The organism is Allobosea sp. GW821-FHT03A12, assembly GCF_058986765.1.
In genome coordinates, this window is the sequence record NZ_JBYSVZ010000006.1 from 552,111 (window position 1) to 575,347 (window position 23,237).

Consider the following 23,237-nt stretch of genomic DNA (forward strand, 5'->3'; position numbering starts at 1 on the left):
TCCTGTTGACCGTTTATCCGAGACCGAATCGCAATGTCAGAGACTAGCAACGCCCCCGTGATGCACGCGACCACCATCCTGATGGTGCGCAAAGGCGGCCGGGTCGTAATCGGCGGCGACGGCCAGGTCTCGCTCGGCCCGACCATCATGAAGGGCAATGCCAAGAAGGTCCGCCGCCTCGCCAAGGGCGCGGTGATTGCGGGCTTCGCCGGCGCGACCGCCGACGCCTTCACCCTGTTCGAGCGGCTTGAAGCCAAGCTGGAGCAGTTCCCGACGCAGCTCCTGCGTGCCTGCGTCGAGCTCGCCAAGGACTGGCGCACCGACCGCTATCTGCGCCGGCTCGAAGCCATGCTGCTCGTCGCCGACAAGGAGGTCTCGCTGCTGATCTCCGGCACCGGCGACGTTCTGGAGCCTGAACCCTCCGAGCATGGCTCGGTGATGGCGATCGGCTCCGGCGGCAATTATGCGCTCGCGGCGGCCAGAGCCTTGGTCGATGGCGAGGCCGATGCCGAGACGATCGTGCGCAAGGCGATGAAGATCGCCGGCGACATCTGCGTCTACACCAATCACTCGCTCGTCATCGAAAGCCTGGAGACCGCATGAATTTCGTCGCCGACGGCTACGCCTTCGCCCCTGCGACACCAGACGATTTCCCGATGCTGGCGCGCTGGCTCGAACAGGACCATGTCCGGCGCTGGTGGGGCGATCCCGATGAGGAACTCGCCGAGATCGCGCGCATCTTCGGCGATCCCAGCATGGAGGCGCTGATCGTCAGCCATGACGGGCGGCCCTTCGCCCATCAGCAGAGCTGGGATCCGTCCGTCTGGCCCGATTATCCGTTGCAGGACCAGCCGGCCGGCACGCGCGGCATCGACCAGTTCATCGGCGAGGCCGACATGCTCGGACAGGGCCATGGCACCCGCTTCATCGGCGCCTTCACCCGGCATCTGCTTGAACAGGGCGCGCCGCGGGTAGTGATCGACCCCGATCCGGAGAACCTCGCCGCGATCCGCGCCTATGAGAAGGCGGGCTTCACGGCCCTCGACATCCGCGAGACCGGCGACGGCCCCGCGCTGATCATGATCCAGGAACCTGTTTGATGACGTCGTTTTCCCCCCGCGAGATCGTATCCGAGCTCGACCGCTTCATCGTCGGCCAGAAGGACGCCAAGCGCGCCGTCGCGATCGCGCTGCGCAATCGCTGGCGCCGGCAGCAGCTGGAAGGGCCGCTGCGCGAGGAGGTCGCGCCCAAGAACATCCTGATGATCGGGCCGACCGGCTGCGGCAAGACCGAGATCGCCCGCCGGCTCGCCAAGCTGGCGAACGCGCCCTTCCTCAAGGTCGAGGCGACGAAGTTCACCGAGGTCGGCTATGTCGGCCGCGACGTCGAATCGATCGTGCGCGACCTGGTCGAGGTCGCGATCGGCCTCGTCCGTGAGAGCCGGCGCAAGGATGTCGAGGCCAAGGCGCATGTCGCGGCCGAGGAGCGCGTGCTCGACGCCCTGGTCGGGCCGACGGCGAGCGCGACCACCCGCGACTCCTTCCGCCGCAAGCTGCGCAGCAACGAGCTCGACGACAAGGAGATCGAGGTCGAGATCGCCTCGGCCGCCTCGGGCGCGCCGATGTTCGAGGTGCCCGGCATGCCCGGCGCCTCGATCGGCGCGATCAATCTTTCCGACATGCTCGGCAAGGCCTTCGGGCAACGCGGCAAGCCCAAGCGCGTGCTGGTCAAGGACGCCTATGCACCGCTGCTCGCCGAGGAGAGCGACAAGCTGATCGACCAGGATGCGATAGTCCAGGCCGCGATCCGCGAGGTCGAGAACAACGGCATCGTCTTCCTCGACGAGATCGACAAGATCTGCGCCCGCGAAGGCCGCGGCGGCGCCGACGTCTCGCGCGAGGGCGTGCAGCGCGACCTCCTGCCGCTGATCGAGGGCACCACCGTCGCGACCAAGCACGGGCCGGTGAAGAGCGACCACATCCTGTTCATCGCGTCGGGTGCCTTCCATGTCTCGAAGCCGTCGGATCTCCTGCCGGAGCTGCAGGGGCGCCTGCCGATCCGAGTCGAGCTCTCGCCGCTCGATGTCGAGGACTTCAAGCGCATCCTGACCGAGACCGAGGCCAGCCTGATCAAGCAGTCGGTGGCGATGCTGGCGACCGAGCAGGTCACGATCGACTTCACGCCGGATGCTGTCGCGGCGATCGCCCGCATCGCGGTCGAAGTGAACTCGACCGTCGAGAACATTGGCGCCCGCAGGCTCCAGACCGTGATCGAGCGCATCCTCGACGAGATCTCGTTCACTGCGACCGATCGCGGCGGTGAGAGCGTGACGATCGATGCGGCTTATGTCGAAGCGCGCATCGGCGACCTCGCCAAGAATGCGGATTTGAGCCGGTTCATTCTGTGAGCCCTGCGGGCGAGGCTGAGCCCCCATCCTCTCGCCTCGCCCGCGATTCCCTCATCGTCGGCGCGGCGACGATCCTGTCGCGCCTGCTCGGCTTTGCCCGCGACGTTCTGATCGCGCGCCTGCTCGGCGTAGGCCCAGTGGCAGATGCGTTCCTGGCGGCCTTGCGCCTGCCCAATCTGGTGCGGCGCATACTCGGCGAAGGCGGGCTGAATGCCCCCTTCGTGCCGCTCTATCTCGCGATCAAAGCCGAGCGCGGCGAGGACGATGCCAAGGGCTTCGCCGGCGCAGCCGCGAGCCAGCTCGGCCTGTTGCTGCTCGGTTTCGTCGTCCTGGCCGAGATCTTCGCGCCCTGGGTCGTGCTCGGTCTGGCCGGTGGCTTCGCTGATGAGCCGCAGACACTGGCGCTCGCCGCCTTCTACACCCGGCTGATGCTGCCCTTCGTGCTGCTGACCACGCTCGCGGCCTTGCTCGCGGCGCTGCTCAATGCCGAGGGGCGCTTCACCGTGGCGGCGCTGGCACCAGCCCTAATGAACGCGATCTTGCTCGCGGCCTTGCTGTTCGCGCTGTTTCGCGGCGGCGACAGCCATGCCAGCGCGACACTGCTCGCCGCTTGCCTCAGCCTGACCGGCCTCGCTCATCTCGTCATGATTCTGTGGCGCCTGCACGGCATCGGCCTGCCGCGGCCCAGCCTGCGCTGGTCGCCGGACATGACCCGACTGGTCAGGACAGGCGGTGCGACGCTGCTCGCCGCCTCGGCCGCCCAGCTCGTGCTGCTGATCTCGACGCAGATCGCCTCGACCGAACCCGGCTCGGTCTCGGCGCTGTATTATGCCGACCGCGTCTTCCAGCTGCCACTCTCCTTCTTCGGCGTCGCCATGGGCACGGTCGTGCTCTCGGCCATGGCCAGTGAGCGGTCGCAGGCAGATCACGACGCCCTGCTCGGCCGGGCGCTGGCGCTCGGGCTGGCGCTGGCGATCCCGGCCGCCACGGCCTTGTTCGTGCTGGCCGAGCCGATCGTCTCGGTTCTGTTCGAGAACGGGCAGTTCAACGCCGCCGATCGCGAGCGCACCGCCGCAGCGCTCGCCGCCTTCGCCTGCGGCCTGCCCTTCGCGCTCGCCGCCAAGGTCTTCGGGCAGGTCTATTTCGTGCGCCGGCTGCCACGCCTGCCGCTGATCGCCGGATTCGCCGCGGTCGCCGTGGCGGCGATCGCGGGCTACGTCCTGCTGGGCTGGCGCGATGCGGCGGTGATCGGCGCTCTGGCTGCGAGCCTCGCCTTCATCGTCCAGGCGGGGCTGCTCGGCCTCCATCTGTGGCAGATCAGGCTATGGCGGCCGCGCTGGGCCGATGCCAGGATGCTCCTCGCCATCATCATGGCCGCCATGCTCATGGTCACGGCACTCGAGGCCACGATCAGGCCGCTCCTCTCAGCGTTGGGCCCGGATCAGCCGGCCCTATGGCGCGCCGGCGGGCTGGCGGTGCTGTGCTGCACGGGTGCTGCGGTCTACGCCGTTGCCGGCTTCCTGCTCGGTGCTTTCGACGCTGTCCTACCGCCACGGCTCTTGCGCCTTCGCGGCGCTTCCGTCAGAACGCCGCGTTCCTGAGCGGATCGACCCCCGACTCTCAGGATTTTTCCGCCCTGACGACGGAGCGCCCCATGGCCGCTTTCTCTCCCCGCGTCTTCTCCGGCATGCAGCCGACCTCGACGCTCCATCTCGGCAATTATCTCGGCGCGCTGGTGAACTGGGTCGCGATGCAGAAGACCCATGACTGCATCTATTGCGTCGTCGACATGCACGCGATCACGCAGGGGCTCGACGTCTGGGGCGGGCCAGCCGAACTGACCCGCGCCACGCGCGAGGTCGCGGCGGCCTATATCGCTGCCGGCGTCGATCCGAAGAAGAGCATCATCTTCAACCAGAGCCAGGTCTCCGGCCATGCCGAGCTCGCCTGGGTGTTCAACACGATCGCGCGGCTCGGCTGGCTCAACCGCATGACCCAGTTCAAGGAAAAGGCCGGCAAGGACCGCGAGAACGCCTCGGTCGGGCTCTACGACTATCCCGTGCTGATGGCGGCCGACATCCTGCTCTACAAGGCGACGCATGTTCCGGTCGGCGAGGACCAGAAGCAGCATCTCGAGCTGACCCGCGACATCGCCCAGAAGTTCAACAACGACTTCGCCGAGCGCATCGCCGAGCTTAACCTCGGCACCGGCGACCTCGGCTATTTCCCGCTGCCCGAGCCGATGATCCAGGGCCCGGCGCCGCGGGTGATGAGCCTGCGCGACGGCACCAAGAAGATGTCGAAGTCGGACCCGTCGGATTACTCGCGCATCAACCTGACCGATGATGCCGACATGATCGCCCAGAAGATCCGCAAGGCGAAGACCGATCCGGAGGCGCTGCCGTCCGAGGAAAAGGGGCTGGAGGGCCGCGCCGAAGCCGAGAACCTGGTCGGGATTTATGCCGGCCTCTCCGGCGAGACCAAGGCGCAGGTGCTCGGACAATTCGGCGGCAGCCAGTTCTCCGGCTTCAAGGCGGCGCTGGTCGAGCTCGCCGTTGGCAAGCTCGCGCCGATCGCCGACGAGATGCGGCGCCTCCTCGCCGATCCCAGCCATATCGACGCCATCCTCAGCGACGGCGCCGACCGCGCCGCCGCGATCGCCGCGCCGATCATGCTGGATGTCAAGGACATCACCGGCTTCGTGCGCCGGCGCTGATCCGGCGGGTGTCGCGAGAGAGGCTTGCGCTGACCTTGCGACGCCTGTCACCATGACAAGTCCTGAAACGGCGGCAGGCGACAGCAATGGTCAAGAGACGGCGGTCCTATGAGACGGGCCATCGCCCGAAATTCCTCGCTGTCGTCGACGATAGCGAGGAATGCTCGAAGGCGGTGCGCTTCGCGGCGCGGCGCTGCGCGCGCCTCGGCGCCTCGATCGTGCTGCTCGGGGTGGTGACCCCGCCGCCGGACGAGACCTGGCTCGGCGTCGGCGACATGGTGCAGGCCGATGCCGAGGCCGAGGCACAGGAACTGATCGACGCAGCCGCCGCTGCCGTGCGCTCACTGGCCGGGCTGGAGCCCGAGAAAGTCGTGCGCACCGGCATCAAGGCCGACGAGATGGTCAAGCTGATCGAGGCCGACGAGGACATCTCGTTGCTGGTGCTCGCAGCCGGCACCGGCCGCGACGGGCCGGGCCCGCTCGTCGCCGCGCTCGCCGGCAAGGGCGCCGGCAGCTTCCCGATCCCGGTCGCGATCGTTCCCGGCCATCTCGCCGACGAGGAAATCGACGCGCTCGCCTGATCAGTTAAATTGCCGCATGTCCTGACGGCGAACCGGCTTCCACTTCGCCTGGACATGCTTGTCGCAACCGCTGGAATGATTCTAGCGTCCGGCCTATATCGGGAACAGGAACGGCGGCCTTGACCCGCCGGCGCCGGAGACAAAGCCATGTTCATCCAGACCGAAGCCACGCCCAACCCCGCCACCCTGAAATTCCTGCCGGGCCGCAGCGTCTCGCCGCAGGGCCCGATCGAATTGCGCGACCCCGCCCTGGCCGAGCGCTCGCCGCTCGCGACACGCCTGTTCGGCGTCAAGGGCGTCTCGGCCGTGTTCTTCGGCTCCGACTTCATCACCGTGACCAAGGCAGAGGGCGAGTGGCCGCATCTCAAGCCCGCCATCCTCGGCGCGATCATGGAACACTACATGTCCGGCGCGCCGCTGATGAGCGACAGCGCCCCAATCGACGAGCTCGCCGAAAGCGAGGACGAGTTCTTCGCCGAGGAGGACGCCGCGACCGTCGACACCATCAAGGAGCTGCTGGAGACCCGCATCCGCCCGGCCGTCGCCGGCGACGGCGGTGACATCACCTTCCGCGGCTACAAGGACGGCACCGTCTATCTCGTGATGAAGGGCTCCTGCTCGGGCTGCCCGTCCTCGACGGCGACCCTGAAGCACGGCATCCAGAACCTGCTGCGGCATTTCCTGCCGCAGGTGCGCGAGGTCGAGGCGGTTTGATCACCATCCGCATCGCACCCGACCGGACCTAAGCTTGATGCGCATCCTCGCGATAGACACCGCGCTCGGCGCCTGCTCGGCCTGCGTGCTCGATGCAGGCGAGCCCGAGCCGGTCGCGATCGAGCAGACCGCGATGGAGCGCGGCCATGCCGAGGCGCTGATGCCGATGATCGAGCGCGTGATGGCCAAGGTCGAGGGCGGCTTCTCTTCGCTCGACCGCGTCGCCGTGACCATCGGCCCCGGCAGCTATACCGGCCTGCGCGTCGGCATCAGCGCGGCCCGGGGGATCGCGCTCGCCGCCGGCATTCCCGCCATCGGGATCTCGACGCTGGCCGCCAGCGCCGCGCCCTTCATCGGCCGCGAGGGCGGGCGCGTCGTCGCCGCCGCGGTCGACGCCAAGCACGGCCAGGTCTGGTTCCAGGCGATGAACGCGCAGGGCAAGCAGCTGGTCTCGGTGCGCCAGGTCAACCATCGCGATGCGGCCCGCGCCATCGGCGCCGGCCCGGTCTCGCTGGTCGGCTCGGCGGCGCTTGCCGTCGCCAACGAGGCCTGGGCGATCGGGCTCGACGCGCTCGTCGTCGACGACGCCAAGGCGCCGGACGTGACCTGGGTGGCACGGCTCGGGATGATCGCCGACCCCGAGAGCGCTCCGCCGCGCCCGCTCTATCTCAAGGCGCCGGAAACGACGCCGCAGGACCGCGCCCGGCTGCCGCGGCGCTAGCTGGCGATGGACTGGTTCCAATCCCTGCTCAGGCGCCGGCCGAAGGCTGGCCGCAGCGGTCCGCTCGACGTCCGCCATGCCCGCCAGGTCGCTGCCCTGCATCACCAGGGCGGCTTCGCGCGGCCATGGGAGCCCGGCGAATGTGCGGCCTTGCTTGCCGACCGGGCCGTGGTGACCGACGGCGTCTTCATCGGCAGCGCCGGCGAGCCCTGCGGCTTCGTGATGTCGCGGCTAGCTGCCGACGAGGCCGAGATCCTCAGCATCGTCGTGGCCGGCGGCAGGCGCCGCTCCGGCCTGGGGCAGACGCTGCTCTGCGCTCATCTCGCGCAATTGGCGGCGCGCGGGGCGGTGCGGCTCTTCCTCGAGGTCGAGGAGGGAAATGCGCCGGCGATCGGACTCTACCAGCGTCTCGGCTTCGAGACCGTCGGCCGCCGCGAGGGTTACTACCCGAAACCGGACGGCAGCCGCGTCGCGGCCCTGGTGATGCGCCGCGAACTCGGCTGATCCTCGTCGTGCCGCCGGCGTAGACGGCTGTCGGAGGTCCGATTATAGCCGGTTCCGCAAAACTTGGAGCGCCTGCGCGCAGAATGAACGGCCCAGCATGAAAGGCCTCCGTCCCGGCGCCATGGTGCGGCTCGCGCTGCTCGTCTTCGGCACGCTTATCCTGATTCCGCCGCAGCTCGTCGCGATGCGCCTCGGGCGGCCGTTCTATTTCACACGGCTGTTCCAGAAACTGGGCTGCCGCTGCTTCGGCGTGCGCATCACCACGCGCGGCGCGCCTCCGCCGACAGGCGAAGGCGGGCTGATTGTCGCCAACCACACCTCCTGGCTCGACATCCCCGTCATCGGCACGACCGGGCCGCTCTCCTTCGTCGCCAAGGCCGAGGTCGCGACCTGGCCGGTGATCGGTTGGCTCTCGACGCTGCAGCGCACCGTCTTCATCGACCGGATGCGCCGCGGCGCCACCGCCGGCGTCGCCAGCGAGATGGGCAAGCGCCTGCAAAACGGACAGTCGGTGGTACTGTTCGCCGAGGGCACCACCGGCGACGGCACGCGCGTCCTGCCGCTGCGCTCCTCCCTGCTCGGGGCCGCTCACGAAGCCGTGCGCGGGGCGGACGAGGCCGAGACCACGGTCTATCCGCTCTGCGTCACCTATACCGGCTTCCACGGCCTGCGCGGCGGCCGGGCCGAGCGCTCAGCGCTGTCCTGGTATGGCGACACCGAACTCGCGCCGCATTTCCGGGCGATGATCAATTCCGGCGCCATCGACGTCGAGCTCGCCTGGGGCGAGCCGATCCGGATGGGCCGCAAGCTCTCGCGCAAGGAGGCGACGCGCCTCGCCGAGATCGCGATCCGCCGGGCACGGCAGGAAGCCGTCACCGGCCGGTCACGCGCCTGAGCCAGATACGAACGGCTTGGACTGTTGCGGCCCGGATATTGCGTGGTGACCAGCGACGGCGATATGATTCCCATGCCCGGGGCGATTGGGATAAGGAGACGCGGTTGAGGCCGGATCAGCGTTGATGAAGAAAGTCCACATCAAGTCCTATGGCTGCCAGATGAACGTCTATGACGGCCAGCGCATGGCCGACGTCCTGGGCCAGGAGGGCTATGTCGAGACTGCGACGCCTGATGACGCCGACCTCATCCTGCTGAATACCTGCCATATCCGCGAGCGCGCGGCGCACAAGGTCTATACCGAGCTCGGCAAGCTGCGCGACCTGAAGCGCGAGCGCAAAGCGCAGGGGCGCGAGACCCAGCTCGTCGTCGCCGGCTGCGTCGCGCAGGCCGAGGGCGCCGAAATCCAGCGCCGCCAACCGGCCGTCGACCTCGTCATCGGCCCGCAGACCTATCACCGCCTGCCCGAATTGCTGGCGCAGGCGAAGGGCGGCCGCGTCGTCGACACCGAATTGCCGCCCGAGGACAAGTTCGATCACCTGCCGGCGCCGAAGCCCGCGGCGATCCTCGCCCGCGGCGTCTCGGCCTTCGTCACCGTGCAGGAAGGCTGCGACAAGTTCTGCGCCTTCTGCGTCGTGCCCTATACGCGCGGCGCCGAATTCTCGCGCCCGGTCGCGCAGGTGATCGCCGAGGTCGAACGGTTGGCGCAGGCCGGCGTGCAGGACGTCTCCCTGCTCGGCCAGAACGTCAACGCCTATCATGGCGATGGTCCCGATGGCCGGGTCTGGACGCTGGCCCGGTTGATGCGCAGGATCGCCGAGGTGCCGGGCATCGCCCGCATCCGCTATACGACGAGCCACCCGCGCGACATGGCCGAGGAGCTCATCGCCGCCCATCGCGACCTGCCGCAGATGATGCCGTTCCTGCACCTGCCGGTGCAGGCCGGCTCCGACCGGATCCTCGCGGCGATGAACCGCAAGCATACCGGCGACGAATACCGGCGCCTGATCGACAGGATTCGCGAGGCGCGGCCCGACATCGCGCTGTCCTCCGACTTCATCGTCGGCTTCCCCGGCGAGAGCGATGCCGATTTCGAGGAGACGATGCGGCTGATCGCCGATGTCCGCTTCGCCTCGGCCTATTCATTCAAGTATTCGCCGCGCCCCGGCACGCCGGCGGCCGAGCTCTCCGAGCAGGTCGCACCCAGCGTGATGGACGAGCGGCTCTACCGGCTGCAGGCCCTGGTCGAGCAGCACCGGCAGGAGTTCAACCACGCCATGGTCGGGCGCACCGTCGAGGTGCTGCTCGAGCGGACCGGCCGCCATCCCGGCCAGCTCGCCGGCAAGACGCCCTATATGCAGGCTGTCCAGATCGAGAGCGCGGCGCACCGGATCGGCGATCGCGTCATGGTCGAAATCGAGCGGGCCGGGTCGAATTCGCTGTTCGGACGTGCGATCGAGCAGCCGGAGCTGGCTGCCTGAACAAGTTTGGGGTGCGTAGCGTCATGATGGCGTCGGCGTTGCGGTGAAGGTTTTTGGCGGTGAAGGTTTTTGACTGCGCCTGTCCGACTCATTCCCAGTGGAGACAATGGCATTGGCCCAGGCCGATCATTTCAATCCGAAAGCCGAGCGCGGCCCACGCCGCGATGAGACACTGACGCGCGAGGGCCTGCCCGGCGCGGAGGTCGAGCTCACCTTCGACAACAACCAGACCGCCGGCCTGGTCTTCGGCCATTACGACCAGAACCTGGCGCATCTGGAGCGTCGCCTCGGCGTCGTCGTCGCCCCGAACGGCAACCACGTCACCATCAAGGGCCCACGCGAGACCGCCGAGCAGGCGAGCCGGGTGCTGCGGACGCTCTATGCCCGCGCCAAGACCGGCGCCGCCGTCAATCTCGGCGAGGTCGACGGCGCGATCGAGGAGAGCAATGTGCAGCGCTCGCTCTTCCCGGCCGACAATGCCGGCAAGGCCGCCTTCGACGCGATCATCACGCGCAAGCGCGGCCCGGTCCGGGCGCGCAATGCGGCGCAGGACGCCTATCTGCGCCAGCTTAAGCGCCATGAGCTCGTCCTCGCCGAAGGCCCCGCAGGCACCGGCAAGACCTGGCTCGCGGTCGGCCATGCCGTCTCGCTGATCGAGCAGGGCGTGGTCGAGCGCATGGTGCTGTCGCGCCCGGCGGTCGAGGCCGGCGAGCGCCTGGGCTTCCTGCCCGGCGACATGCGCGAGAAGGTCGATCCGTACCTGCGACCGATCTACGACGCACTCAACGACTTCATGGAGGCACGCCATGTCGAGCGCGCCTTGCAGACCGGCATGATCGAGATCGCCCCGCTCGCCTTCATGCGCGGGCGCACCCTGACCAACGCCGTCGTGCTGCTCGACGAGGCGCAGAACGCCACCTCGGTGCAGATGAAGATGTTCCTCACCCGCCTGGGCGAGGGCTCGCGCATGATCATCACCGGCGACCCCTCGCAGGTCGACCTGCCGCCGGGCCAGCGCTCGGGCCTCGTCGAGGCGGTCCGGCTGCTCTCGGGCGTCGAGGGTGTCGGCCATGCCCGCTTCGAGGAGGGCGACGTCGTCCGCCACGCGCTCGTGCGCCGGATCGTCATGGCCTATGAGGACGCCGCCCGGAAGGAACGGGACGAGCGCGAGGCGCGGCTCGCCGCCCTGCCCGCGCCGGACGCGCCCGTCGAGGGCGATGCCGACGGGCTGAAGCGCATGCTGTCGCGGGAGCGGCCGCGATGACCGACCGACCTCGTTCGCGGCGCCCAGCGCCGCGAACCGAAACGCCGGAGCCCGACCCAAGCGGGCCTTCGCTCGATATCCGCATCCAGTCGCGGAAATGGCGCGAGATCGGGGATGTGCGACCGCGCATCGTCGCCGCCATAGAGGCAGCGCTTGTGCTCGTGCCGGTCAAGCCGATGCCTGGCGCCGAGCTCAGCCTGCTGCTCACCGACGACAAGCGCATCCGCATCGTCAATCGCGACTGGCGCGGCTTCGACAAGGCGACCAATGTCCTCTCCTTCCCGGCCGCGCCGCCCGAACGGATCGGCTCGAGCCCGGTCGTCGGCGACATCGTGATCGCCTTCGAGACGGTCGCCCGCGAGGCCGAGGGCGAGGAGAAATCCTTCGGCGACCATCTCAGCCATCTCGTGATCCACGGCCTGCTGCATTTGCTCGGCGAGGACCACGAGACAGAGGCCGAGGCCCAGCGCATGGAAGCGCTGGAGACCGCGGCGCTTGCCCGGCTCGGCATCGCCGACCCCTATGCCGGCTCGGAGCCGGAACCCATGCAGCCCCGCCCAGCGGCCAAGACCAAGAAGCCCCAGCCAGCGTCATGAGCGACGACACACGATCTTCCTCTTCGTCGGAGCCGACAGGCCGTGGCCTGTCGCACTGGCTCGGCCAGTTCCTCGACAAGCTCGGCCTGCGCCATGGCGGCTCGATCCGCGAGGACATCACCGAGGCGCTGGCCCAAGACGGTGGCGGGGTAACCGACCTCTCGCCTCAGGAACGGGCGATGCTCTCGAACGTGCTGAGCCTGCGCGAGCGCCGCGTCGCCGATGTGATGGTGCCGCGTGCCGACGTCATCGCAGTCTCCTCCGAGGCGACGCTCGGCGACCTCCTGGCATTGTTCCGCACCGCCGGCCATTCGCGCCTGCCGGTCTATGGCGAATCGCTCGACGATCCCCGCGGCATGATCCACATCCGCGACTTCCTCGACTTCATCGCCGCCCGGGCCAAGCCGGGCCGGAAGCTGCGAGGCGAGGCGGAAGCCCCGCCTGGGCCGAGCCTGGGGGCCATCGACCTCTCGATGACGCTGGCCCAGGCCAAGATCCTGCGGCCGGTGCTCTATGTGCCGCCGTCGATGCCGGCGGTCGACCTTCTCGTCCGGATGCAGGCGACGCGCACCCATATCGCCTTGGTGATCGACGAATATGGCGGCACCGACGGGCTGATCTCGATCGAGGACCTCGTCGAGATCGTCGTCGGCGACATCGAGGACGAGCACGATCTCGACGAAGCTCCCGCGATCGCGCCGGCCGGCGAGAATCGCTTCATCGCCGATGCCCGCGCCACGCTCGACGAGCTGAAGGAGGCGACCGGGATCGATCTGTCGCGCGCCGAAGTTGCCGAGGAGGTTGATACGCTCGGCGGCCTGATCGTCACGCTGGCCGGCCGCGTGCCGGTGCGCGGCGAGTTGATCAAGGGGCCGGAGAGCCTCGAATTCGAGGTGCTCGACGCCGATCCGCGCCGGGTCAAGCGCCTGCGCATCCATCGCCGCGATCCCGTCGCCGCCGAACCGCCAGCAACGCCGGACGCTGCATGACCATGCTCTCGGCGCTGGCCGACCGCGTCATCCTCGCCTGGGGCTGGCCGCGCCGGCTGATCGCGCTCCTCAGCGGCGCCTGCGGCGCGCTGGCGCTGGCCCCGCTCGATCTCTGGCCGCTGCTGGTCGTGCCGATGACCGTCGCGATCTGGCTGATCGACGGCTCGGTCGCCGAGAGCCGGCGCGGACGCCTCTGGGCGGCCGCAAGCGCCGGCTGGTGGTGGGGCTTCGGCTACCATCTCGCCGGTTTGTGGTGGCTCGGCGCCGCCTTCCTGGTCGAGGCCGACAAGTTCGCCTGGGCGATGCCGCTCGGCGTCGTGGCGCTGCCGGCCTTCCTCGCCATTTTCCCGGCCGCCGGCTTCGCGCTGGCGCGGGCGCTCTGGCCGACCGGCGCCGGCCGCATCCTGGTGCTGGCGGCGATGCTGGCGCTGAGCGAGTGGCTGCGCGGCCATGTCCTCACCGGCTTTCCCTGGAATGTCTACGGCATGATGCTGGCCGGACCGAGCTGGTTCGCCCAGAGCGCCAGCCTGATCGGCCTCTATGGGCTGACGGCGCTGGCGGTCGCGATCGGCGCCGCGCCCGCCGTGCTCGGCACGGGCGAAGCGGGCGATGGGCGCTGGCGCGCTCCGGCGCTGGCGGGGCTCGCGCTGGCGGCGATGGCCGGCTTCGGCGCCTGGCGGATTCCAGCGGAGCCGGTTCCGGCGGTGAGCGGGGTCAAATTGCGGCTGATGCAGCCGAACCTGCCGCAGGATGCCAAGTTCAGCCCGCGCAACAGCGAGATGATCCTGTCGCACTATCTCGCGTTGAGCGACCGGGCGACCGGCCCCGCGACCTCGGGCGTGCAGGATGTCACTCATTTGATCTGGCCCGAATCGGCCTTTCCCTTCCTGCTCGGGCGTACGCCGCAGGCGCTGGCGCGGATCGCTGCCCTGTTGCCGCCGAACACGACGTTGATCACGGGCGCTGCCCGCGCCGGCGAGACGCTGCCCGGCGAGAGCCGGCCACCGATCTACAATTCGATCCAGGTGGTGAACGACGAGGGCGTGATCACCGGCAGCTATGACAAGGTCCATCTCGTCCCGTTCGGCGAGTATCTGCCACCTGTGCTCGAACGGCTGATCCGTGCGGTCGGCCTGTCCGAGTTCGTCTCGGTTCCCGGCGGCTTCGCTTCGGGCAGCCGGCGCACGCCCCTGGCGATCCGCGGCCTGCCGCCCGCCGCGAGCCTGATCTGCTACGAGGTGATCTTCCCGGGCTCGGCGATGCCGAGCGGGCCGCGGCCGGGCTTCATCCTCAACCTGACCAATGACGGCTGGTTCGGGCAGACCAGCGGGCCCTACCAGCATCTCGCCCAAGCCCGCCTGCGCGCCATCGAGGAGGGGCTGCCGCTGGTGCGTGTCGCCAATACCGGTATCTCGGCGGTGGCGGATCATTACGGGCGCATCCGCGCGGCGCTGCCGCTCGGCGAGACCGGCGTCATCGACACCTCGCTACCCCGCGCTGGTCCGGCGACGCCCTATTCCCGCTTCGGTGATCTTTTCTTTGCAGGTGTAGTTGCCAGCTTATTGCTCGCTGGAGTATTAGTGCGGAGACGGTGATCCCATTTGGAACTTTCTTCCGGGACGGCCGCCGAATGGCCGGCCGGGCCGGGTCTTCAACGGGCCGCCGGTAGGTCTGAACGGACAAAAAGGGGACCGGCAGCCATGTTGAAGAAAGTACCGAACCCGATCGACCGGCACGTCGGCAGCCGCGTCCGGATGCGCCGCATGCTCGCCGGCGTCAGCCAGGAGCGGCTCGGCGAGGCGCTGGGCCTGACCTTCCAGCAGGTGCAGAAATACGAGAAGGGCACCAACCGGATCAGCGCCAGCCGGCTGCAGCAGATTTCCAAAATGCTGGGCGTGCCCGTCGCCTTCTTCTTCGACGGCGCCCCCGCCGACGACAGCGTCGGGAACGGCTTCGCCGATGCCTCGGCCACGACCTATGTCGCCGATTTCCTTGCGACCAGCGAAGGCGTGCAGCTGACCAAGGCCTTCGTGCGGATCAAGAGCCCGCGCGTGCGCCGGCGCATCGTCGACCTCGTCGAATCGCTCGGCGAGACGCCGATCGAGACCATCGAGCAGTAACATCCTCGCGAGTTCGGACCGCGTTCCCGCAAGCGGAGCGAACGCCGTTCCGGACAAGACGCGTCGTGGCGCACCACCGGCATCCATCGGAGCGCAGGAGCTCTGTGATGGATGCCGATGTTTTGCTTTGTCTCAGGTCTAGTGCAGGGACGGCGCCGCGTCCTGGGTCAGGACGAGGGTATTCCGGTTGAGCCGCTGCAATTGCGGGCTGGGATTGACCAGCAGGAAATCCCTGAGCTTCACCTGGTCGGGCTCCGACATGGACAGGATCTGCACCGCGAGCCAGAGCTCGTCCGGCAGGTCCATGCGGTAGGCGACATCCACCAGCTCCTGATGCACCGGCTGGTTGCGCAGCAGGGTGGTGAGCAGGCCGAGCGCATATTCGATCTTGTCGCGGCTGCTGCCGGTATCGTGCTGACTAGCCATGCGAGATCCTCCGCTCGCCCGGAGCCCGCTTCGCGCGATGCGACAGGATCACCGGCGCGTCGATATCCTTGAAGGCGAGGGTGCGGCGATAGGCGTCCTCGCTCACCGTGATGATCGTGCCGACGCAGTTCATGCCGTCGATCATCGTCGGCAGCCCAAGCGGCCTGACCTCCCAGCCCAACTCCAGGAAGCGGGGCATCCACCAGGTCTCCATCACCACCGTGATCGACGCGATGTCGTTGGCCAGGCAGTATTCGAACATGCCGGCAAGAACCGTGTGCAGGATCTTGCTGTCGGTGCCGCGCCGCTCGGGCACGACAAAAATTCGCGTCCATTCGACGATGTCGCTGCCGCGCTGAATCCCACGCACATCGGCCAGGAAGGGGAAGACATCCGCCATCAGATGCGGGCAGGTCGTCGGGACGAGCCGCGTGCCGCCGATCACGCGCCCCTTCTCGATCGCCAGCAGATACGTCGCGTCGGCATTGTCGAACTGGTCGACCTCGCGGCCATCGGGCCGCTCGAGCGCCATCCATTTGCGCTCGCCGACATAGATCTGGTGCCGGATCTTGTAGTGCTGCTCGAGCTCGGCACCGTAGAGGTGCCGGTTCCCGGCATCGATAACGTGGATCATCGCCGCCTCCCCTTCCTAGAGGGACGCAGGCTGGCTCCATTCAGGTTTCATGGGTATTCCGGAATTCCGGAAGATACGGCCGAAATCGGCCGGATTCGAACGGTTGTTCCTATCGCAAAAGTGGTCCCGCCTCTACGGAACACGCGCTAGATGCTGATCTCGCCGCGGCGATAGGCTTCGATGACCGTGCGCGTGCGGCCTCTGACGCCGAGCTTGCGGGCCGCATTCTCGAAATGGGCCTCGGCCGTGCCGGCCGAAACGCCGAGGCGCTCGGCCACGCCTTCCGTCGTCTTGCCGATCGCGAACCAGGTCAGGACTTCGCGCTCGCGCACGGTCAGGACATGCTCGAGACGGGCCGGCCGCATGCAATCGGCCGCCTTGCCATGGGCGTAGATCGACATCAGGTGAATGGCCGATCTGGCCTGGCGCGACAGATCCGGTCGGTCGCCTGCCATGGTGACCACCGCCTGGAAGCCCGCCTCACCATGGATGGGTACGCAGAAGCCCTCGATCATGTTGAAGTCGCGCGCCCGGTGCATCACCTCGCGCTGGCGCGGCAATGCCACGCCCTCCTGATAGACATCGTTCCAGGCGAAGGGGTCGATCGTCGTCTTGCAATGGGCCGCGATCGGGTCCCAATCCGAGAACGACTTCTCCAGATAGAGCTCGAACCAGCCAGGCGGCCAGCCATTGAGAAGGACGAGCGGATCGATCCGGTCGCCGATTTCCGGCAAGCCGGTGATCAGGAAGGCGTGGAAGCCATAGCTGGCGAGCTTGTCGCGCAAGGCAGCAACGACCATCGTCGGATCGGTGAGGGTGCTCAGCCGATCGATGAAGTCGAGCGCGTCTCGTCCCGCGTTGAAATGTCGTCCCGACATGTCCCGTCTTTCTCGACCTTAGCAGTCTCAACGCAGAAAGGCCAAGAATCAACGCATACCAATGCATACCAATCCGAAGCCGGCCAGAGCCAGCGGTAGACGCGCGGCCGGAACTGCGGTTGAGTGTGACGTGAGGGGAACGGCCCATGCTGAAGAAACTCCCGAATCCGATCGACCGTCATGTCGGCAGCCGGGTGCGCATGCAGCGCATGCTGTCTGGCATCAGCCAGGAAAAGCTCGGCGAGGCACTGGGCCTGACCTTCCAGCAGGTGCAGAAATACGAGAAGGGCACCAATAGAATCAGCGCGAGCCGCCTGCAGCAGATCGCCAAGATGCTGGGCGTGCCTGTCTCCTTCTTCTTCGAGGGCGCGCCGTCCGGCGAAGCGGCCGCCGTCGGCTTCGCCGATGCGTCGAGCACGGCCTATGTCGCCGACTTCCTCTCCACCAGCGAGGGCGTGCAACTCTCCAAGGCGTTCGTGCGCATCAAGAACCCTCGGGTGCGCCGGCGCGTCATCGATCTCGTCGAGGCTTTGGCGGACGATCCCGGCGAATTGCCCTGATTTCGCTCTTTTTCGTTTGTCTTAACGAACGATCCATCTGCGAAAAGAATTTCCGGCCTTGACGGCGAACCTTTCCGCTGCGAAAGACGCTGCGCATTTTTTTCGCGCGGGCGCAGGTTTCTGCCGCGCCGCTCGCAGTCACCTGAGAAGGATCCCCCGGTCGTGTCGCGCCAGAATTACCTCTTCACCAGCGAGTCCGTTTCCGAAGGTCACCCGGACAAGGTCTGCGACCGGATCTCCGACGAGATCGTCGATCTGTTCTTCAAGGAGGCGATCAAGGCCGGCCATGACCCGGCGCAGGTGCGCGTCGCCGCCGAGACGCTGGCGACCACCAACCGCATCGTCGTCGCCGGCGAGGTCCGCACCCACCTCGACGAGAAGCAGATCAAGTCGAAGGTGAAGTCGGCGGCGCGCAAGGCGGTCCGCGCGATCGGCTACGAGCAGGACGGCTTCCACTGGAAGAAGGCCAAGATCGACGTGCTGCTGCACCCGCAGTCGGCCGATATCGCCCAGGGCGTTGACGAAGGCAGCAACAAGGACGTCGGCGCCGGCGACCAGGGCATCATGTTCGGCTATGCCTGCCGCGAGACGCCGGAGCTGATGGCCGCTCCGATCTATTACGCCCACAAGATCCTCGAGGTCCTCGCCAAGGCCCGCCATGCCGGCGAAGGCGCGGCCGCCAAGCTCGGCCCCGACGCCAAGAGCCAGGTCACCGTCAAGTACGAGAACGGCAAGCCGGTCGGCGTCACCCAGATCGTGCTCTCGACCCAGCATCTCGACGAGAAACTCACTTCGGCCGATGTCCGCAAGATCGTCGAGCCCTATATCCGTGAGACCCTGCCCGATGGCTGGATCTCGAAGGACACCGTCTGGCACGTCAATCCGACCGGCAAGTTCGTGATCGGCGGCCCCGATGGCGACGCCGGCCTGACCGGCCGCAAGATCATCGTCGACACCTATGGTGGCGCGGCTCCCCATGGCGGCGGCGCCTTCTCGGGCAAGGACCCGACCAAGGTCGACCGTTCGGCCGCCTATGCGGCGCGCTACCTCGCCAAGAACGTCGTCGCCGCCAAGCTCGCCGACCGCTGCACGATCCAGCTCTCCTACGCCATCGGCGTCGCCAAGCCGCTGTCGATCTATGTCGACCTGCACGGCACCGGCAAGGTCGACGAGGCCAAGCTCGAGGGCGTGCTCGGCGAGGTGATGGACCTGACGCCGCGCGGCATCCGCAACCATCTTGCCCTCAACAAGCCGATCTACGCCAAGTCGGCCGCCTACGGTCATTTCGGCCGCAAGGCCGGCCGCGACGGCAGCTTCTCCTGGGAGAAGACCGATCTGGTCGACGCGCTGAAGAAGGCCGTCGCCTGATCCACGCCGTTCGCACGGACATGAAGGCCGGGGCGTCGCCCCGGCCTTTTTCTTTTGCTCGAACCGACATAGAGCAACGCTCATGACAGAGCAGCACGATCCAGACCGGGCCTTCTTCGGCCGCCGCAAGGGCAAGGGCCTGCGCCAGGGCCAGGCCGAACGCATCGCCGCGACCCTGCCGGCGCTTCGTCTGCCGGAAGGGCCAATCTCCGATCTGAAGGCGCTTTTTCCGATCCCCGTGGAAGCCGTCAGGCTCGAGATCGGCTTCGGCGGCGGCGAGCACCTGCTGGCGCGGATGCGCGAGAGCCCGCAGATCGGCTTCATCGGCGTCGAGCCCTTCGTCAACGGCATGGCCAAGTTCCTGGCCGTGATCGAGCAGGAGGGCCTGCACAACATCCGGCTCTGGGACGGCGATGCCGCACTACTGCTGCCACAGTTCCCCGAGGGGAGCGTCGACGCGGCCGACCTGCTCTATCCGGACCCCTGGCCGAAGCGCCGGCAGCGCAAGCGCCGCTTCGTCTCGGAGCGGACGCTGTCCCTGCTCGCCAGGGTGCTGCGTCCGGGCGGGCGCTTCCGCTTCGCCAGCGACATCGACGATTATGTCGGCTGGACACTGGTGCGGCTCGCCGCCTCACCCGATTTCGACTGGATCGACGAGAGCGCGGACGACTGGCGCCAGCCCTATCCCGGCTGGGTCCGCACGCGCTACGAGGCGAAGGCGATCAAGGCCGGGCGGGTGCCGAGCTATCTGACTGCGCGCCGTCGCGCATCCTGAGGAAGCCGAGCACGCGCTGCGCCGTCGTCGGCGTCAGGTTGCGGAAGCTCTGCTTGGCCCGCTCCAGCACCGGAGCGGACTTTCCGTCGCCCTTGCGCAGGCCGATCAAAGCCCTGGTCGTCTCCCAGGACCAGCCCATGCCGCGCGCCACCAGGAGCACCGCGTCGCGATCGGGACCGAAGACGATCTGCTCGGTCGCCGGCAAGGTCAGGCGAGCCAAAGTGGCGACGCCGCAGATCGCGTGCTCAACCGCGCCGGAAGTGGCGTACTGCGCGACCACGGATTCATCGAGCTTGCCGGCCTCGTCCAGGGCCTTGACGTCCGCCAGGGCCTTGCCGAACCGGCCGAGCTCGTCGCCGATGGCCGTCTGGGCCGAAACGGCTTCGGCGCCGCGCTCGACCGCGCCGGCGACGGCACCCATCAGCGACGGCTCCAGCGAGGCTTCGAGCCGGCGGCGGGCCGAACTCTTGGCCGCCGCCATCAACTGCTCGGCGAGGTCGGCCGGGATGTCGGCGCGGGTGCCGAGCGTCGCCTGCAGGGCGTCGTCCTGGGCGGCGCGCATGACGAGGACGCCCATGCCATGGCGGGAGAAGCGGGCGCTCTGGTTGGCGGCGACCGCATGGGTCACGACACGCCCGCCGCGCAGGATCAGGAAATCGGTGACCGGCTCGCCGAGGTCCGGACGCTCGGTGATGGCGAGCATATGATCGCGCCCCTTGGCGGCGGCGATGGCGACGAGGTCGTGATCGCTGAGGCGGGGCGACGCGACGAGGACCGGCCGCGCGACCGCGATCTCGTCGAGGGCGAGCTGGCGGACGACGCCGCTCGGGGCATTCGGGACGGGGGCGAGCCGCTCGGCCAGTTCGATGCGCGCCCGCATCTCGATCGCGCGGGCAAGGCGACCGATGACCACGTCGAAGACGCCGACCTGGTCCTCGCCCATATCGTTGGCAGTGGCGAGGAAGAGATCGGTCAGGCGCGACAGGATGACGGCGCGCTCATCAGTGGAGCCGCGCGCCATCGTCGTCTCGAGATCGCGCAGCAACGCGCCGACAGGACTCATCACGCAACCTCACACACGACCATCTCCCCACCCTAGCAATGAAGAATGACCAGCGGGTTAGCAGGATCGTCGAAATCGAAGACAGGCTTGCAAGATCGCTGAAACGGGACTAGATAGCGGCCAACAGCTCTGGTTTCGGTGTAAGCCGGCGATCAAGAGCGGGCCCACCGGCCCGCTCTTTTTTATTGGCCGAACCGCCCTGAGCCTTTTTGCAGCCGGCGGGAGACGGGCGAGCCATACGGATGGTCGAGCAGGACAGCCAGGATCAGGAAACGCGCATCGTCGTCGAGAGCGGCGTCGCTGCGCGCGTAGCGGCAATCATCGAGCCGGCGATCATCGATCTCGGCTACCGGCTGGTGCGCGTGCGCGTCACCGGCCAGAACGGCTGCACCGTCCAGATCATGGCCGAGCTCCCGGACGGCACCATGAATGTCGAGGGCTGCGAGGCGGTGAGCCAGGCGGTGTCGCCGGCGCTCGACGTCGACGATCCGATCCAGGCGGCGTATCATCTCGAAGTGTCGTCGCCGGGCATCGACCGGCCGCTGGTCCGGCCGAGCGATTTCGAGCGCTGGGCCGGCCACCTGACCAAGATCGAGACCAGCGAGCCCTTCGCCGGTCGCAAGCGCTTCCGCGGCATCCTGCGGGGCGCCAGCGGAACCGACGCCCTGCTGAGCCGCGACGACGCCAAGGCCGATGAGGAGCGCGACGTCGCGATCCCGATGCAGCTGATCGCCGAGGCGCGGCTGGTGCTGACCGACGCGCTGGTCACAGAATCGCTCCGGCGCGGCAAATCGGGCCTGGCGCCGCAGATGCCGCCTGCCGACGAGATCGCCGAGCCCGTGCCCGGGCGCGGCAAGTCGCTCGGCCCCCGTGACCCCAAGGCCCGCAAGCCGGGCAAGGGCGCCAAGGGGCCGGTGAAGAACACACAGGAAGAGGAGTGAGCGCCATGGCCGTCAGCGCCAACCGGCTCGAGCTGTTGCAGATCGCCGACGCCGTCGCCCGCGAGAAGTCGATCGACCGGCAGATCGTGATCGACGCGATGCAGGACGCGATCGCCAAGGCGGCGCGATCGCGCTACGGCGCCGAGACAGACGTGCACGCCGAAATCAACACCAAGTCGGGCGAGCTGCGCCTGGCGCGCCATCTCCAGGTCGTCGACCTCGTCGAGAACGGCGCCGTCGAGATCACCGTCGACGAGGCCAAGCGCCACAACCCGGCAGCCCAGGTCGGCGACGTGATCGCCGATCCGCTGCCGCCCTTCGATTTCGGTCGCATTGCCGCCCAGTCGGCCAAGCAGGTCATCGTGCAGAAGGTGCGCGAGGCCGAGCGCGACCGGCAGTATGACGAGTACAAGGACCGCATCGGCGAGATCGTCAACGGCGCGGTCAAGCGCGTCGAATACGGCAACGTCTTCGTCGATCTCGGCCGCGGCGAGGCGATCATCCGCCGCGACGAGATGATCCCGCGCGAGACCTTCAAGGTCGGCGATCGCGCCCGCGCCTATGTCTATGACGTGCGCCGCGAGCCGCGCGGCCCGCAGATCTTCCTGTCGCGCACCCATCCGCAGTTCATGGCCAAGCTGTTCGGCCAGGAAGTGCCGGAGATCTATGACGGGATCGTCGAGGTCAAGGCCGTCGCCCGCGACCCGGGCTCGCGCGCCAAGATCGCGGTGATCTCGCGCGATTCCTCGATCGATCCGGTCGGCGCCTGCGTCGGCATGCGCGGCTCGCGCGTGCAGGCCGTGGTCGGCGAGCTCCAGGGCGAGAAGATCGACATCATCCCGTGGTCGCCCGATGTCGCGACCTTCGTCGTCAACGCGCTGCAGCCGGCGGAAGTCGCCAAGGTGGTGCTCGACGAGGAAGCCGACAAGATCGAGGTCGTGGTGCCGGACGAGCAGCTCTCGCTCGCCATCGGCCGCCGCGGCCAGAACGTCCGCCTGGCCTCGCAGCTCACCGGCTGGGACATCGACATCCTGACGGAGCAGGAGGAATCCGAGCGCCGCCAGAAGGAGTTCGTGCAGCGCACCGAGCTGTTCATGAACGCCCTCAACGTCGACGAGACCGTCGGCCAGCTGCTCGCCTCGGAAGGCTTCCGCTCGGTCGAGGAGGTCGCCTATGTCGAGCCGAGCGAACTGTCCTCGATCGAGGGCTTCGACGAGGACACCGCCGCCGAGATCCAGAACCGCGCCCAGGAGCATCTGGCCGCGGTCGAGGCCGAGCTCGACGACAAGCGCAAGGCGCTGGGCGTCGAGGACGAGCTGCGCGAGGTCGAAGGCGTCACCACCGCGATGATGGTCGCGCTCGGCGAGAACGACGTGAAGAGCGTCGAGGACCTCGCCGGCTGCGCCACCGACGATCTGGTCGGCTGGACCGAGCGCAAGGATGGCGAGACCACCCGCCATTCCGGCTATCTCGACGGCTTCGACCTGTCGCGGCAGGACGCCGAGGCGATCGTGATGGCGGCCCGTGTCAAGGCGGGCTGGGTCGAGGCACCGGAGCCGGAAGCCGAGACTGAAGCCGAGGCCGAGGAGTCGCAGGCCTGAGTTC

At 68.0% G+C, this 23,237-nt stretch carries 25 protein-coding genes; 21 read left to right on the forward strand and 4 right to left on the reverse strand.

From position 1 onward, the window contains the following. Positions 1 to 33: 33 nt before the first annotated feature. The 16 genes from hslV (at position 34) to AC3WLC_RS25120 (ending at position 14,987) form a co-directional block, all read left to right on the forward strand. Positions 34 to 603, forward strand: coding sequence for an ATP-dependent protease subunit HslV (hslV, locus tag AC3WLC_RS25045; protein WP_171019662.1), 570 nt, complete (start codon positions 34 to 36; stop codon positions 601 to 603). Continuing rightward, positions 600 to 1,100 (forward strand): GNAT family N-acetyltransferase, encoded by a 501-nt coding sequence (locus AC3WLC_RS25050; protein WP_493686616.1) that lies wholly within the window; start codon positions 600 to 602, stop codon positions 1,098 to 1,100. Before hslV ends, AC3WLC_RS25050 begins: the two co-directional genes overlap by 4 nt. Continuing rightward, the gene (gene hslU / locus AC3WLC_RS25055; protein WP_493686617.1) at positions 1,100 to 2,407 is read left to right on the forward strand and encodes an ATP-dependent protease ATPase subunit HslU; all 1,308 of its coding nucleotides are present in this window, start codon (positions 1,100 to 1,102) and stop codon (positions 2,405 to 2,407) included. The genes AC3WLC_RS25050 and hslU overlap by 1 nt, the downstream gene beginning before the upstream one ends. Then, the gene (gene murJ / locus AC3WLC_RS25060) at positions 2,404 to 4,008 is read left to right on the forward strand and encodes a murein biosynthesis integral membrane protein MurJ (protein ID WP_493686618.1); all 1,605 of its coding nucleotides are present in this window, start codon (positions 2,404 to 2,406) and stop codon (positions 4,006 to 4,008) included. The genes hslU and murJ overlap by 4 nt, the downstream gene beginning before the upstream one ends. Positions 4,009 to 4,061: 53 nt before the next feature. Then, positions 4,062 to 5,123, forward strand: coding sequence for a tryptophan--tRNA ligase (gene trpS, locus AC3WLC_RS25065; RefSeq protein WP_493686619.1), 1,062 nt, complete (start codon positions 4,062 to 4,064; stop codon positions 5,121 to 5,123). Between the two features lie 86 nt (positions 5,124 to 5,209). Continuing rightward, on the forward strand, positions 5,210 to 5,704 hold the full coding sequence (locus AC3WLC_RS25070) for a universal stress protein (protein WP_346358202.1): 495 nt from the start codon (positions 5,210 to 5,212) through the stop codon (positions 5,702 to 5,704). A gap of 147 nt (positions 5,705 to 5,851) precedes the next feature. Further along, entirely contained in the window at positions 5,852 to 6,418 is a 567-nt protein-coding gene (locus tag AC3WLC_RS25075) for a NifU family protein (protein WP_493686620.1), read from the forward strand. 37 nt (positions 6,419 to 6,455) lie between these two features. Continuing rightward, positions 6,456 to 7,139: a tRNA (adenosine(37)-N6)-threonylcarbamoyltransferase complex dimerization subunit type 1 TsaB gene (gene tsaB / locus AC3WLC_RS25080; protein ID WP_493686621.1), complete on the forward strand. Its 684-nt coding sequence runs from the start codon at positions 6,456 to 6,458 to the stop codon at positions 7,137 to 7,139. 6 nt (positions 7,140 to 7,145) lie between these two features. Beyond that, positions 7,146 to 7,643, forward strand: coding sequence for a GNAT family N-acetyltransferase (locus AC3WLC_RS25085; RefSeq protein WP_493686622.1), 498 nt, complete (start codon positions 7,146 to 7,148; stop codon positions 7,641 to 7,643). 97 nt (positions 7,644 to 7,740) lie between these two features. After that, complete coding sequence (locus AC3WLC_RS25090) at positions 7,741 to 8,538, forward strand: lysophospholipid acyltransferase family protein (protein WP_493686623.1); 798 nt, start codon at positions 7,741 to 7,743, stop codon at positions 8,536 to 8,538. Positions 8,539 to 8,662: 124 nt separating this feature from the next. After that, the gene (miaB, locus tag AC3WLC_RS25095) at positions 8,663 to 10,018 is read left to right on the forward strand and encodes a tRNA (N6-isopentenyl adenosine(37)-C2)-methylthiotransferase MiaB (protein WP_493686624.1); all 1,356 of its coding nucleotides are present in this window, start codon (positions 8,663 to 8,665) and stop codon (positions 10,016 to 10,018) included. A 106-nt stretch (positions 10,019 to 10,124) separates the two neighbouring features. Next, positions 10,125 to 11,282: a PhoH family protein gene (locus AC3WLC_RS25100; protein ID WP_377013229.1), complete on the forward strand. Its 1,158-nt coding sequence runs from the start codon at positions 10,125 to 10,127 to the stop codon at positions 11,280 to 11,282. Continuing rightward, positions 11,279 to 11,878: an rRNA maturation RNase YbeY gene (gene ybeY, locus AC3WLC_RS25105; RefSeq protein ID WP_493686625.1), complete on the forward strand. Its 600-nt coding sequence runs from the start codon at positions 11,279 to 11,281 to the stop codon at positions 11,876 to 11,878. Before AC3WLC_RS25100 ends, ybeY begins: the two co-directional genes overlap by 4 nt. Next, on the forward strand, positions 11,875 to 12,867 hold the full coding sequence (locus AC3WLC_RS25110; RefSeq protein WP_493686626.1) for a hemolysin family protein: 993 nt from the start codon (positions 11,875 to 11,877) through the stop codon (positions 12,865 to 12,867). Before ybeY ends, AC3WLC_RS25110 begins: the two co-directional genes overlap by 4 nt. Then, the gene (gene lnt, locus AC3WLC_RS25115; RefSeq protein ID WP_493686627.1) at positions 12,864 to 14,462 is read left to right on the forward strand and encodes an apolipoprotein N-acyltransferase; all 1,599 of its coding nucleotides are present in this window, start codon (positions 12,864 to 12,866) and stop codon (positions 14,460 to 14,462) included. The genes AC3WLC_RS25110 and lnt overlap by 4 nt, the downstream gene beginning before the upstream one ends. A gap of 105 nt (positions 14,463 to 14,567) precedes the next feature. Beyond that, complete coding sequence (locus AC3WLC_RS25120; RefSeq protein WP_493686628.1) at positions 14,568 to 14,987, forward strand: helix-turn-helix domain-containing protein; 420 nt, start codon at positions 14,568 to 14,570, stop codon at positions 14,985 to 14,987. Between the two features lie 138 nt (positions 14,988 to 15,125). Here AC3WLC_RS25120 and AC3WLC_RS25125 read toward each other — a convergent pair whose 3' ends face one another. The 3 genes from AC3WLC_RS25125 to AC3WLC_RS25135 all read right to left on the reverse strand — a co-directional run bounded on the left by AC3WLC_RS25125 (position 15,126) and on the right by AC3WLC_RS25135 (position 16,925). Beyond that, complete coding sequence (locus tag AC3WLC_RS25125; RefSeq protein WP_291674006.1) at positions 15,126 to 15,413, reverse strand: hypothetical protein; 288 nt, start codon at positions 15,411 to 15,413, stop codon at positions 15,126 to 15,128. After that, the gene (locus AC3WLC_RS25130; RefSeq protein ID WP_493686629.1) at positions 15,406 to 16,047 is read right to left on the reverse strand and encodes an acyl-homoserine-lactone synthase; all 642 of its coding nucleotides are present in this window, start codon (positions 16,045 to 16,047) and stop codon (positions 15,406 to 15,408) included. Before AC3WLC_RS25130 ends, AC3WLC_RS25125 begins: the two co-directional genes overlap by 8 nt. A 146-nt stretch (positions 16,048 to 16,193) precedes the next feature. After that, complete coding sequence (locus AC3WLC_RS25135) at positions 16,194 to 16,925, reverse strand: autoinducer binding domain-containing protein (protein WP_493686630.1); 732 nt, start codon at positions 16,923 to 16,925, stop codon at positions 16,194 to 16,196. Between the two features lie 146 nt (positions 16,926 to 17,071). Between AC3WLC_RS25135 and AC3WLC_RS25140 the strand changes: the two genes are divergently transcribed. From AC3WLC_RS25140 to trmB, 3 genes are all read left to right on the forward strand, one after another. Continuing rightward, positions 17,072 to 17,485 carry a helix-turn-helix domain-containing protein gene (locus AC3WLC_RS25140; protein ID WP_493686631.1) on the forward strand — a complete coding sequence of 138 codons (414 nt, stop codon included), beginning with the start codon at positions 17,072 to 17,074 and terminating at the stop codon, positions 17,483 to 17,485. A 162-nt stretch (positions 17,486 to 17,647) separates the two neighbouring features. Beyond that, positions 17,648 to 18,853 carry a methionine adenosyltransferase gene (metK, locus tag AC3WLC_RS25145; RefSeq protein WP_493686632.1) on the forward strand — a complete coding sequence of 402 codons (1,206 nt, stop codon included), beginning with the start codon at positions 17,648 to 17,650 and terminating at the stop codon, positions 18,851 to 18,853. An 82-nt stretch (positions 18,854 to 18,935) separates the two neighbouring features. Continuing rightward, positions 18,936 to 19,628: a tRNA (guanine(46)-N(7))-methyltransferase TrmB gene (gene trmB / locus AC3WLC_RS25150; protein WP_493686633.1), complete on the forward strand. Its 693-nt coding sequence runs from the start codon at positions 18,936 to 18,938 to the stop codon at positions 19,626 to 19,628. On the opposite strand, the gene AC3WLC_RS25155 is transcribed toward trmB, so the two are convergent. Next, positions 19,576 to 20,691, reverse strand: a complete 1,116-nt coding sequence (locus AC3WLC_RS25155; protein ID WP_493686634.1) for a DUF2336 domain-containing protein — start codon at positions 20,689 to 20,691, stop codon at positions 19,576 to 19,578. The genes trmB and AC3WLC_RS25155 overlap by 53 nt on opposite strands. 242 nt (positions 20,692 to 20,933) lie before the next feature. On the opposite strand from AC3WLC_RS25155, the gene rimP reads away from it, so the two are divergent. Continuing rightward, the gene (rimP, locus tag AC3WLC_RS25160; protein WP_493686635.1) at positions 20,934 to 21,632 is read left to right on the forward strand and encodes a ribosome maturation factor RimP; all 699 of its coding nucleotides are present in this window, start codon (positions 20,934 to 20,936) and stop codon (positions 21,630 to 21,632) included. 5 nt (positions 21,633 to 21,637) lie between these two features. Further along, the gene (nusA, locus tag AC3WLC_RS25165) at positions 21,638 to 23,233 is read left to right on the forward strand and encodes a transcription termination factor NusA (protein ID WP_493686636.1); all 1,596 of its coding nucleotides are present in this window, start codon (positions 21,638 to 21,640) and stop codon (positions 23,231 to 23,233) included. The last annotated feature ends 4 nt before the right edge of the window (positions 23,234 to 23,237 follow it).

Coding starts and splice junctions, on each gene's coding strand:
- AC3WLC_RS25155 (WP_493686634.1), bottom strand. CDS start 20,691: ATGAGTCCTGTCGGCGCGTTGCTGCGCGATCTCGAGACGACGATGGCG.
- AC3WLC_RS25135 (WP_493686630.1), bottom strand. CDS start 16,925: ATGTCGGGACGACATTTCAACGCGGGACGAGACGCGCTCGACTTCATC.
- AC3WLC_RS25100 (WP_377013229.1), top strand. CDS start 10,125: ATGGCATTGGCCCAGGCCGATCATTTCAATCCGAAAGCCGAGCGCGGC.
- nusA (WP_493686636.1), top strand. CDS start 21,638: ATGGCCGTCAGCGCCAACCGGCTCGAGCTGTTGCAGATCGCCGACGCC.
- AC3WLC_RS25070 (WP_346358202.1), top strand. CDS start 5,210: ATGGTCAAGAGACGGCGGTCCTATGAGACGGGCCATCGCCCGAAATTC.
- AC3WLC_RS25130 (WP_493686629.1), bottom strand. CDS start 16,047: ATGATCCACGTTATCGATGCCGGGAACCGGCACCTCTACGGTGCCGAG.
- AC3WLC_RS25085 (WP_493686622.1), top strand. CDS start 7,146: ATGGACTGGTTCCAATCCCTGCTCAGGCGCCGGCCGAAGGCTGGCCGC.
- AC3WLC_RS25075 (WP_493686620.1), top strand. CDS start 5,852: ATGTTCATCCAGACCGAAGCCACGCCCAACCCCGCCACCCTGAAATTC.
- AC3WLC_RS25090 (WP_493686623.1), top strand. CDS start 7,741: ATGAAAGGCCTCCGTCCCGGCGCCATGGTGCGGCTCGCGCTGCTCGTC.
- trpS (WP_493686619.1), top strand. CDS start 4,062: ATGGCCGCTTTCTCTCCCCGCGTCTTCTCCGGCATGCAGCCGACCTCG.
- hslV (WP_171019662.1), top strand. CDS start 34: ATGTCAGAGACTAGCAACGCCCCCGTGATGCACGCGACCACCATCCTG.
- rimP (WP_493686635.1), top strand. CDS start 20,934: ATGGTCGAGCAGGACAGCCAGGATCAGGAAACGCGCATCGTCGTCGAG.
- AC3WLC_RS25120 (WP_493686628.1), top strand. CDS start 14,568: ATGTTGAAGAAAGTACCGAACCCGATCGACCGGCACGTCGGCAGCCGC.
- AC3WLC_RS25125 (WP_291674006.1), bottom strand. CDS start 15,413: ATGGCTAGTCAGCACGATACCGGCAGCAGCCGCGACAAGATCGAATAT.
- hslU (WP_493686617.1), top strand. CDS start 1,100: ATGACGTCGTTTTCCCCCCGCGAGATCGTATCCGAGCTCGACCGCTTC.
- tsaB (WP_493686621.1), top strand. CDS start 6,456: ATGCGCATCCTCGCGATAGACACCGCGCTCGGCGCCTGCTCGGCCTGC.
- AC3WLC_RS25140 (WP_493686631.1), top strand. CDS start 17,072: ATGCTGAAGAAACTCCCGAATCCGATCGACCGTCATGTCGGCAGCCGG.
- AC3WLC_RS25050 (WP_493686616.1), top strand. CDS start 600: ATGAATTTCGTCGCCGACGGCTACGCCTTCGCCCCTGCGACACCAGAC.
- AC3WLC_RS25110 (WP_493686626.1), top strand. CDS start 11,875: ATGAGCGACGACACACGATCTTCCTCTTCGTCGGAGCCGACAGGCCGT.
- trmB (WP_493686633.1), top strand. CDS start 18,936: ATGACAGAGCAGCACGATCCAGACCGGGCCTTCTTCGGCCGCCGCAAG.
- lnt (WP_493686627.1), top strand. CDS start 12,864: ATGACCATGCTCTCGGCGCTGGCCGACCGCGTCATCCTCGCCTGGGGC.
- ybeY (WP_493686625.1), top strand. CDS start 11,279: ATGACCGACCGACCTCGTTCGCGGCGCCCAGCGCCGCGAACCGAAACG.
- miaB (WP_493686624.1), top strand. CDS start 8,663: ATGAAGAAAGTCCACATCAAGTCCTATGGCTGCCAGATGAACGTCTAT.